Annotated in this window: 6 protein-coding genes and 2 pseudogenes; 5 read left to right on the top strand and 3 right to left on the bottom strand. The window is 68.2% G+C overall.

Features of this window, described 5'->3' with window-relative positions; translation table 11 throughout:
• Positions 1 to 24: 24 nt before the first annotated feature.
• Entirely contained in the window at positions 25 to 2,100 is a 2,076-nt protein-coding gene (locus CCS01_RS29220; protein ID WP_158258671.1) for a recombinase family protein, read from the bottom strand.
• A gap of 265 nt (positions 2,101 to 2,365) precedes the next feature.
• Here CCS01_RS29220 and CCS01_RS29215 point away from each other — a divergent pair.
• Positions 2,366 to 2,686: pseudogene (locus CCS01_RS29215) on the top strand (transposase); the annotation flags it as partial.
• Positions 2,687 to 2,843: 157 nt separating this feature from the next.
• Here the strand turns inward: CCS01_RS29215 and CCS01_RS29210 are convergent.
• A pseudogene (locus tag CCS01_RS29210) lies at positions 2,844 to 3,410 on the bottom strand (DUF4372 domain-containing protein); the annotation flags it as partial.
• Positions 3,411 to 4,276: 866 nt separating this feature from the next.
• Positions 4,277 to 6,883, bottom strand: a complete 2,607-nt coding sequence (locus CCS01_RS29205; RefSeq protein WP_104522294.1) for a DUF2339 domain-containing protein — start codon at positions 6,881 to 6,883, stop codon at positions 4,277 to 4,279.
• Between the two features lie 98 nt (positions 6,884 to 6,981).
• Here CCS01_RS29205 and CCS01_RS29200 point away from each other — a divergent pair, with 98 nt between their 5' ends.
• The 4 genes from CCS01_RS29200 to CCS01_RS29185 form a co-directional block, all read left to right on the top strand.
• Positions 6,982 to 7,236 carry a hypothetical protein gene (locus CCS01_RS29200; protein WP_104522296.1) on the top strand — a complete coding sequence of 85 codons (255 nt, stop codon included), beginning with the start codon at positions 6,982 to 6,984 and terminating at the stop codon, positions 7,234 to 7,236.
• Positions 7,233 to 7,661, top strand: a complete 429-nt coding sequence (locus CCS01_RS29195; protein ID WP_104522293.1) for a type II toxin-antitoxin system VapC family toxin — start codon at positions 7,233 to 7,235, stop codon at positions 7,659 to 7,661. The genes CCS01_RS29200 and CCS01_RS29195 overlap by 4 nt, the downstream gene beginning before the upstream one ends.
• Positions 7,662 to 9,440: 1,779 nt before the next feature.
• A complete protein-coding gene (locus CCS01_RS29190) occupies positions 9,441 to 10,151 on the top strand; it encodes an ABC transporter ATP-binding protein (protein WP_104522292.1) in 711 nt (236 codons plus the stop codon).
• An 11-nt stretch (positions 10,152 to 10,162) separates the two neighbouring features.
• The coding region (locus CCS01_RS29185) for a branched-chain amino acid ABC transporter permease (protein WP_104522291.1) at positions 10,163 to 10,748 on the top strand (586 nt) is incomplete at its 3' end.

Here is a 10,748-nt window from a genome sequence, read left to right as displayed (position 1 = left end):
GAGATCTGGCCGTCATGGTGCGTCTCAAGACTCACAAAAGGGTTGCGGGATAGTCATGCCATGCCGAAGCTGGCGCAGGCGGCTGAATTCAGCTTCATCGACGCGGATCAGCCACAGGCTGTGGCTCAGCACCGGGACTTTGCGAGCAGTAACGACACGGCGCTGGATCCAAGTATAGATAGTACTGTATGGAATGCCGAGCCGCGCGACAAGCTCATTGATGGTCAACTCTCCGGGTTCGCGCTGCTTGAGCCGGGTGACCCAGCCCCGATGCGGGGCGATCGAGATGCCAATGCGATGCAGGAGCTGTCGCACCATATCAGCGGTAAAGGTGGCGCGGCGCTTGGGTGGCATCCACCCCTCCGCATTCAGGGTTTCTGCGATCATCGGCGCCTTGTGGCCGCTGGCATGCAGGTCCCCGATACGCTCCAGCAGGGCGGTGTGGTTGCTCATCTGCGTCAGGTGCGCGACCGGCCGCCGCAACTCGTGGTGCGTCTGCACGCCGCCCGCCCAATGGCATTCCACCGCAACCGCCTCGCTGTTGTCTTTCACCGTCACGATGATGCGCTCCAGCATCAGCCGGGCGATGGCCTGCCGATCGGCAGGCATTGTATCGACGGATGTCCAGATCGCGGGCATGTCCGACGCCAACTGCGCAATCGCCGCCCGCTCCTGGGGTGTCGGCGGCAACGGTTGTTCCGCCAGGAACTGCCGGTGCTCGGTCTGCAGGCGTAACTCATCGGCCAGCGTCGCTTCCCATCGCTGTTCCAGACTGCGGACCACGAGGCGGTTTTCCGGCTCGGCCGCATCGTACTGGCGCTGGGCGCGCTCGACGTCATAACGGGCCCGCTCCAGCCGCTGGCGCCACTGGCGATGCAGCGTGGCGCGTTCCAGCTCAAGATCCTCGGCGGCCTGCAGGCTGGCTTCCAGGGCGGCCGGGGCGAGCGTCTGCAGCATCAGATCGGCCACCAGCGCATTGAGCCTGGGCCCGCTCAGGGATTGGCAGAGCGGAGCGCCATAATTGACCGATGCGCGGGAACAGGCATAGCGCTGGAAGCGGCCACCGTTCGGGTACAGCGCCGCCATGCGCCGGCCGCAACGACCGCATGTCAGCAAGTCGGCCAGCAGCGCCGGACCGCCCCTGGGGGTGCCACGGTGGGCACTGCCGTTGGCCACGATCTGCTTTTGGTTCCGCTCGTAGGTGTCCCAGCTGATGTAGGCCGGGAGCCGTTCCTTGATCAGCACGTCCGGCTCGGCGCTCCACCGGCTGGATCCCTGCGCTGAGCGGGACTGGCTGGGCCGGCTTTTACGGCGTCCATAGGCATAGGCCCCGGCGTAGGTCGGGTTGCGCAGCATGTCGGTGAGCGTGTAACGATTGGGCGCGTGCCACGCCAGCTCGCCCTTGCCCGCTCCGGAACGAACCCGATGTGGCAACTTCAGCCCATGAGCCACAAGGTAGCTGAGAACCCCATTGATCGTGCCGTATCGTTCGAACGTATCGAACACCAGCTGAACGACGTCGCGCACGCGCTCATCGCTGTCCAGCACGATCTCGCCCCCAGGCCCGCGCACGTAGCCCCGTGGCGGCGTGAAGAACAGGTCGCCGCGCTGCGCCTTGGCGCGTCGCCCTTCATGCATGCGTGCCTTCAGCAGATGCAGTTCCGCCTCGCTCAACGTCCCCTTCAGCCCCAGCAGCATCCGGTCATTATACCAGCCTGCGTCGTACACGCCGTCACAATCAGCCAGCAACGTCTCCGACAGAGCGCAGATCTCCAGCAGCTGGTACCAGTCCCGGCAGGACCGGGCCAGCCGCGACATCTCAATGCCCAGCACCAGCCCGACGTGACCGAGCCCGACCTCGGCAACCAGCCGCTGAAAGCCGGGCCGATCGGCCGCGGAGGAGCCGGAGCGTCCGAGATCATCATCAATCACCTTCACCCGTTCGCGCGGCCAGCCGAGTTGCAGCGCGCGCTCGACCAGGGCGTATTGCAAGCGGGTCGACTCCTGGTGGTGTTCGAGTTGCCGCAGCGTCGACTGCCGGACGTAGACGATGGCCAGGCGATCGCGATGGTGCCCCTGCACCTTCTCCGACAGGAACATCGTGCCCTTCATTGTCAGATGGGAACCGGTCATGACCGCGATCCTCCGCAACGGGAGCGCGCGCCAGAGGGCGACGGAGAAGGTGACTGAGCAGGACCGCGATCCGCCGGCGTGTCGGCGCCGGCAGTTGTGCCCAGGTCATGGCCGTTGTCGGGCGTGCTCCCGTCATGGTGCCTCGCGACCCACGTCACCAAGGCGCGTAACGCGGCGCGACCCAACCGCGGCTGGGCGGTCACCGGGAATTGCTCTTCAGACGTCTTCAGGGGGGAAGATGGAAAATCTGATCAAGCTCCACAAGGGCCAGCTTGCCTCCGACCGCACCAGTTGCCGCGACCCGCTCGCCAACCAGGTGCGGCTGATTTTGCACACCGCCGCCTACTGGCTGCTGTTGTGCGTCCGTAACGCCATCCCCGGGCCGCAGCCGCTCGCCACCGCGGAGTTCAATACCCTGCGGCTGGGTCTGATCAAGATCGGCGCCTGTATCACCGAGACCGCCACCCGGGTCCGCATTGCCTTCACCAGCGCCTGCCCGGAGGCTGATTTGTTCGCTTCTCTGGTGCGTGGCTGTCTCCCTGCGGGACCCTGACCGAGGGGGTCTGTGCCCCGATCTCGCCACCTGCCGTTAACCGCCAACGCCTGCCACGTCCGTTCCTGTCTCGCGATGAAATAGGCGCCACGGATCATTGCGTCCTGCGCTCAGAAATGGTTACGCACACATCAACCGTGAATAAGATGGGCTAGATTGCCCCGGGCTCGGGCACGAGCATATCCAGCGCATGCGCGTCGTGCAGCTTGCCGTCCGAGACGTGAATGAAGCTCGGGATATTGCCGCGCAGGTCGAGCAGCGTGTACATCTTCACCGCCGCCTTGGTGGTGCGGAAATGCGCCCAAGGGAACAGTGACAGACACAGGTCGATGGTGGTCGAGTCCAGGGCGCAGGCCGTGTTGTTCAAGTCGCCGAGGAAGCTGTCGCTGGCATACAGGCGCCTGGCCTGGGCAATCAATCGGTGGGCGAATTCGGCATAGATGCGCCAATCGCGGGTCTCGTTGGCGTCGGCCAGGGTGGAACGGCGAACCGGTTCGCGCAGCCCCATGTGATAGAGCTTGGTCGATTGCGCCGACAGGCAGGCCTCGATATCGCGCAGGCTTTCTCGATAGGTGAGCTGGGCGAACGCCATCACCTGATAGTGCACGCGGCACGATAGCATTCGGATCGCCCGGTCGCCACCGTGGCGCGCGACGATCCGGTCGAACGTGCTCCACGGCAGGAAATCCATCAGTTGCGCGAACAGCGTCTTGCCGATGTTCATGGTCACCCCCTCCAACGCTCCAAGCATCGGAAAAGGTGAGGACAAAATCAAATCTGTCCCAGCAACGAACCCAGGAATGTCGCGTATCTTCAGATGGTTATCGGGGAACCAAGTCTAGCGAACCGGACAGCAGTGAGATCCGGTCCTTATTGCCTTGAGTGTCGGTCCGCGCGTTGCAACACGAACCGCCCGGCCGCGTCCGGGCTGCCGTGACCGCAGGTCGCCCCAATTCTTCTCTGCGTGCTCTGCGCCCCGCTCTGCGATCTCTGCGTCGAATCGCGGTGGCCGGGGCGCCCCCGGTGTTGCAGGCTGGGCAACTCACTGGCAACGCCGCTCTTGGTTGCGGCACCGCATTTTTCAACGCAGAGATCGCAGAGCGGGGCGCAGAGCACGCAGAGAAGGGATTCGGATCGCCTGCCGCCGCGATGGCCGTGGGTTGATCACCGTGCCTTGTTCATCATGGCCAAGATAATGAGCGCCGGATCTGCAACGCCAATGCGGCGCGGCCCGATACCCAAGATCCAATTCATTTGTTGCAAGTATTTTCATCACAGTCCCTCAGCCCACCCGCGCGCACCACGATGGATGATAATGGCCGGCGCCGTTGCCTTTCCGTCATGGCCGGGCGTGTCCCGGCCATCCACCCCCGTCGTCGCAGCGCAGATGGCCGGCACACGCACGGCCATGACGGTGAGGCGACAACTCTGCGGAACCGTATCTTCTCAGCAGCCCGGCATGGATCGGGACATCCCAAAGTCCATTCCGCCTGCAAGGGAAATCCATTCCGCCTGTAACGAAAGAACAGCCGGCTGTCCGTGGCCGGTATGAGTCGTGCGGTCATGCCGCGACGCGGCCCGGCGGCCATATCACCCGGTGGCACCATCCCGCCCCGGCAGCACGAACCGCCGGTACACCACCCCCAGGCCAATCAGCGCCAGCCCCAGCCCCAGGAACGACAGCACCCGCCACAACCCGGCCAGGTCCGACATGTCGACGGCGAACACCTTCACGCACACCAGCCCGACGACCCCCAGCGCGGTCAGCCGCAGCGCGCGCCGGCCGCTGCGGATGCCCAGGACCATCAGGCCGACGCCATACGCCAGCCAGGCGCCGGACCACAGCCAAAGTTCCGCCGCCTCGGCCGGCGTCTCCGGAAACGCCATCGCGGCGGGATGGAAGACCTGCCGGATCTGCAGCGTGATCCAGGCGAAGCCCGCCAGCACGGCATAGCCGCCCGCCAGCGTGCGCAGGTCCGGGCTGGGCAGCGCGCGGCATGCCAGCGCCGCCAGCCCCGCCGGCGCCAGATACGCGGCCAGCAAATCGGCTACGCCGGCCGGCGCGCCGGTCGCCATCGGGTTCGCGGCGATCAGCGCGGCGCCCCAGGCCAGGGCAATCCCGCCCAGAATCCGCCACGCCCAGTCCAGCACCACCCGCCCGGTGCGCCGCGCGAGATACAGGTACGCTGTCGCCTGCATGGCGACCGTCAGCAGGTGCAGCGCGGCCTCTGTGAGGCTCGCGGGCTGCGCCAGGTCGCCGCCGCCGCGCCAGTGGCGGATCTCCAGCGCGACGAACAGCGCGAGGAACGTCACCGCGCCCGCCTCCAACGTCGCCACCAGCCGATCGGCGGCGCGGCGGCGGAACAGGACCGAGGCGACGGCGAACGACGCGGCGGGCGCGGCGTAGCCGGCCAGCAGCCCGTTCACCAGCGGCAGCGTGCCGAAGGCGTAGCCCGGCACATACCAGTTCAGCACCGCCCGCGCCAGCACCACCATCGCCACCGCCAGCGCCACCGGCCGCAGCGCCGGCAGGTCCGCGCGGTCCTCGATCCAGGCCAGCGGCGGCAGGAACAGCGCCACCGCCAGGGTCAGCCAGTAGTCGTGCAGGATCATCGCGCAGCCCAGCGCCAGGGCGGCCACCGCGCCGGCGGCATGCACGCCCGCACGTTGCCGGCTGCCCTCGCGCATCGCCGCCGCGGCGGTGGCGGTCAGCGCGGCGCTCAGCGCCAGCGCGGCCAGCGCCCAGGTGGCGTCGGCCTGGAAGCGCATGATCCGGGCATAGGCGACGGCCAGCGTCAGCACCGGCACCGCGGCGACCAGGGCGGACCATGCCAACGGGGACAGGCCCAACGGGGACAGGGCCAACGGGGACGGCGCCCGCCGCTCCAGCCACAGCCCGGCGGCGGCATGGAACGCGGCGAACAGCGAGGCGGCGACCAGGAACGGCAGCAGCGCCGGTGGCGCCCAGGCGCCCGGCAGCACCGCCTGCACCGAGCCCTCGATGCGGATCGCTTCGCCCGTCGGCGCCCAGGCGGGCAGGGACCACAGCAGCAGCGTCAGCAGACCCAGCAGCGCGGCGACCCAGGGCAGGCGGGCCAGCCGCGGCTCGGCCGCCGCCTTCGCCACCGCAATCGGCGACAGCGCGAACAGCGCCAGCCGCGGCGCGATGCCGTCATCGAGGGCCAGCAGCAGCAACCCCGCCGCGCCCAGCGTGGCGAGCGGCACGAAGGCCAGCCGCCGCCCAATCGGCTGCGCCAGCGCCGCACGCGGCAGCAGCAGCAGGTTCAGCGCCGCCGCGGCGGGCACGAACGCCGCCGCGGCCCAGCGATCCGCCGCCGGCGGGAAGCCCGCGACGCACACCCACAGCGCGCCGGCCACCGTCGTCGCCCAGCCGAGCCAGGTCCAGCCGGTGCGGCGCACGACCAGCAGCGCGGCGGCGGAGACGACCAGCAGCCAGGCGAACAGTCCGGGCAGCGACGGCGTCTCGGTGGCGACCAGTGCCGGCGTGGCGAAGGCGCCGATCAGGCCGGTCGCGGCGGTCAAAGGGCCATAGCGCAGCGACGCGGCCAGCGCGATCAGCGACGCCGCCGCCATCGCCGCGAACGCCGCCGCCGGCGGCAGCAGGCCGAAGAACGGTCCCGCGCCATAGGCGGCGCCGAACAGGATGGCGGTGCCGCCGGCCGCCAGGCCGCCCGGCGCCTGGTCGCTGCCCAACGGGACGGCCAACGGGCCGCTCAGCGGCGGTCCCTCGTGCCGGTGCAGGAACTCGGCGGCGGCCAGCAGCGCCAGCCCCAGCAGGGCGGCCAGGCCGCAGCGGGCGGCGGGGCCGAGCAGTTCCTGCTCCACCGCATAGCGCACCAGGAAGACCCCGGCGAACAGCAGCGCCGCGGAGCCGAGCCAGATGCCCCAGCGAGTGGTGAGCATCGCCTCGAAGTCACCCGAAGGCGGTGGGGCAACGGCTGGTTCGGGCTCCGGCCCGGCCGGCTCGAGTTGCCTGGGTGGTGGGGCAGCGGCGGCCGGCTGGGGTCCCGGCATAGCCGCGGTGTCCGCCGATATCACCGGTTCGGGCAGCACCCGCCCGGCCGCCAGCATCGTCCGCAGGCACCGCAGTTCCCGGTGCGCCGACAGGGCGCTGAAGAAGCCGACGATGCCCAGCACCCAACCGGCGATCCAGGCGAAGCCGAACAGCAGAAACATTGGGTCAGGGGCCTTCCGGTCAGAGGTCAGGAACCAGGCAGGTGTTGCACCACCGGCGTGGGCATTATATCATTAATGACGTAATGATCGAGGTTGCCATGCCAACCGTCGTCACCATCAACCGCCCGGACGTCGTCGGCCTGATCGAGACGGCTGCCAACCGTCTCACAGGCGGAAACAAAACGGAAGCCGTTGCCCTGGCGATGCGCCACCTGCTGGAGCGGACCGCCCGGGCCGGCAGCCTGTTCGGCGCCCATCCCGGCTCGGTCCGGGTGCAGGAGGGCGTCGATCTGACCGCGCCGGTGCTGGAGGACGCATCGGACGCCGAAACCGGCGCCGAAGTCGAACGGTGACCGATACGCTGCTGCTGGACACCCACATCCTGTTGTGGCTGGACAGTGGCAGCGATCGGCTGCGTCCCACGACTCGGGAGCGGATCGACGCCTGTTGGCGGGGCGGCGGGACGATCCTGGTCAGCGCCGTCAGCGTCTGGGAAATCGCCGTCCTGGTCGATGCCGGCCGGATCGGCCTTGACCTGCCGGTGGCGGCCTGGATCGAGCGGTTCGCCACCCGCCCGGGAATCGACATCGTGCCACTGGGTTATCCGGCCGCGGCGCAGGCGTATCAACTGCATGACCTGGCGCATCGCGATCCGGGCGACCGCCTGCTGATCGCCACCGCCATCGAGCGGTGCTGTCCGCTGGTGACCTACGATGCGCGCATCGCGGCATTCGCCGGGACGTTCGGTGGGCAGTACGGATTCGCCGCGGTGGCGTAGCTGCTGCGCGTGCGCCGGAACGGCCGCGCCCTGCGCACCGTCATGGCAGCGCCGCGGCCGTTCTCTCTCCGTCATGGCCGGGCGTGTCCCCATAGGCGCTAACTTTGGCGACGGGACGCGGCGCATCGCCCCGTCGTCATGGCGGCCGCAGGGCCGCCATCCACGTCTTGCGGTGCCGATAGCGGCAGAAGGCGTGGATGGTGGGCCTGCGCCCCATTGGTGTTAAAATAGGGCTGGCTGTTGCCTCCTTGTCATGGCCCGGCTTGTCCGGGCCACCTGTCGCGGCACAGTGTTGGAATAGGTGGCCCGGACAAGCCGGGCCATGACGGAATGGCAAGCATCGTGCCGCCGCCACGCTATTTTAACGCCAATGGGGCCTGCGCCCACCATGACGTGGTGGCAACGGCCGTGCCAGCGGCCGCCTAAGTTAGCGCGTATGGGGCGTGTCCCGGCCATCCACCTCGCGCCGTCGAAGCGCGGGTGGCCGGGACACGCCCTACGGGATGCATAGATTTCGGAAACGGTCCGCTGCAGCTGTGGCTCATACTGTCATGGCCGGTGCTGGTTTCACCGGCGGCAATCAAGCGAACACGGAGTTGCACGGGGTTTGCACGGAGTTGCACGGAGGACATGGATATTGCGCTTCGCGCGAAGCGCCTGAAATCATCGGACGCGGTCACAGGGCCGGCCACAGGGGCGACCATCTGCGGGCGCCCCGGACAACTCCGTGAAACTCCGTGCAAACCCCGTGCAACTCCGTGTTCGCTTGATTGCGGTGGCCAACCCGCCCCCGCCCCATCCCGGTGGGCAGGACACCCCACGCCAGATGTGCGGATCACGCCACGACGATGCCATCCAGCGCCTACCCGGCCGGTTGCTTCTCAGCCAAACGCGCCTCCGTTCCCGGGCACCGGGCAAGACTGGTCTTGCCGTTGTTTCCAGGATGTGTGCATGCGGTAGGGACAAGCCGGGCCATGACGGTGAGGGATAAGCCCTTGCTCCGCCAGCCCGCTTATCCTGATATGCATGGGGCGTGTCCCTGCGGCATGCACACATCCCGGGAACAGCCTGGGACGCCTTGGCCGGATACTGCGCGACGCCTTCATGCTGATCCGGCGGCGCTACGGATCGGCACGAGGCGACCGAGGGCATGACAAGCCGCCGCCCCGGACAGTGACACGTGCCCCGGTGTCCTGGCGTCCTGGCGTTGTATCGGTGGAGCCAGTCGCACGGGCCAGCGGCGCAGCGCACCCATCACCGCCTGGCGCGGTTGCACGGTTCCTGTTCGACGCCAAGACGCCAAGATACCGGGGGTAGCCGTCGCCATCCGACCCCATGTCACGCGCCTGATCGCGGCAACCGGCGGCGTGCTGGCCATGACGATGGGGGAATGGTCCCGCCCATCGGGAAAGCATCTGATTTTAACGCCGTTTCTGAGATGTGTGCCTGTGGTGCGGCGTCGTGATGACGCCGTGGCGGGGCCGATCCAACCGATCGCCGTCCTGCCTGGATGGGCCTGGCTCAACGGCGAACCGGTCGCCCTGGCCATCGTCGCGGCCGCCACCGCGTTCGCCCGCCGGTCCTGCCTGCAGGACGCGGTTCCGGGAACGCTGCCAGGCGGCCGATCGGCTCCACCGATTGCCTCCCCCGATTGCCTCCACCGATTGACTCCACCGTTCCGCTTCGTCAGGTTTCGATCACCTACGAAAAGCCAAGAACACAGGGGGGGAGGCGTATGGCAGGCTGTCGCTGCAACCGCATGGCGCACGGGATGCATCCGTGACCAACCTGCTCGAGGCCAAGGGCCTCCACGCCGCCTATGGCGAGACCAAAGTCCTCCATGGCATCGACTTCGCCATCCGCCAGGGTGGTGTCACCGCCTTGCTCGGGGCCAACGGCGCCGGCAAGACCACTACGCTGCGCGCCATCTGCGGCATGGTCCGCACCCAGGGCAGCATCACCCTCGACGGCCGCCGGATCGACGGCATGGCGACCGAGGACATCGTCCGCCTCGGCGTCGCCCACGTCCCCGAAGGCCGCGGCACCTTCATGGAACTGACGGTCGAGGAGAACATGCGGCTGGGCGCCTACACCCGCCCGGCGGCCCAGGCGACCGCCGACTTCGGCCACATCTTCCGCTATTTCCCCCGCCTGCAGGAGCGCTTCAAACAGCAGGCCGGCACCCTGTCCGGCGGCGAGCAGCAGATGCTGGCCATCGCCCGCGCGCTGCTGCTGCGTCCTCGCCTGCTGCTGCTGGACGAACCCTCGTTCGGCCTCGCGCCGCTGATCGTGCAGGAGATCTTCCGCATCCTGAAGCGCATCCGCGAGGACGCCGGCGTGTCCATGCTGCTGGTCGAGCAGAACGCCGCCCTGGCGCTGGAATTCGCCGAGGACGCCTATGTGCTGGAGACCGGCGGCATCGTCATGGCCGGCTCGTCGGCGGAGATCGCCAGGGACGAGGGCATCCGCCGCTCGTACCTCGGTTACTGAGGAGCGGCAGCATGCAGGGTTTCATCCATCAGGTCATGTCCGGCATCGCCACCGGCGGCATCTATGCCAGCGTCGCGCTGGCGCTGGTGATGATCTACCAGGCGACCCACCACATCAATTTCGCGCAGGGGGAGATGGCGACGTTCTCCACCTACATCGCGCTGACGCTGATCAACATCGGCCTGCCGTACTGGATCGCGTTCGCCGCCACGGTGGTGATTTCCTTCGCCATCGGCGTGGCCATCGAGCGCGTGCTGATGCGACCGCTGGCCAACGCGCCGGTGCTGGCCTCGGTCGGCGTGTTCGTCGGCCTGCTGCTGGTCATCAACAGCATGAGCGGCTGGCTGTTCGACTACACCATCAAGCAGTTCCCGTCGCCGTTCCCCGACCGCTCGATGCTGGGCGGCTACCTGTCGGGGCATGAGCTCGGCTCGACGGCGGTGACGCTGATCGTGCTTGCATGCGTGTACCTGTTCTTTACCCGCACGCGGCTGGGGCTGGCGATGCGGGCGGCGGCGTTCAACCCGACCTCGTCCCGGCTGGTGGGCGTGCGGGTGGGATGGATGCTGGCGCTGGGCTGGGGCCTGGCGGCGGCGA

The sequence above is a fragment of the Rhodopila globiformis genome, assembly GCF_002937115.1.
Taxonomy (GTDB): Bacteria; Pseudomonadota; Alphaproteobacteria; order Acetobacterales; family Acetobacteraceae; genus Rhodopila; species Rhodopila globiformis.
Note: the sequence above shows the minus strand (reverse complement) of the source record. Positions and strands in the feature narration are given on the sequence as shown.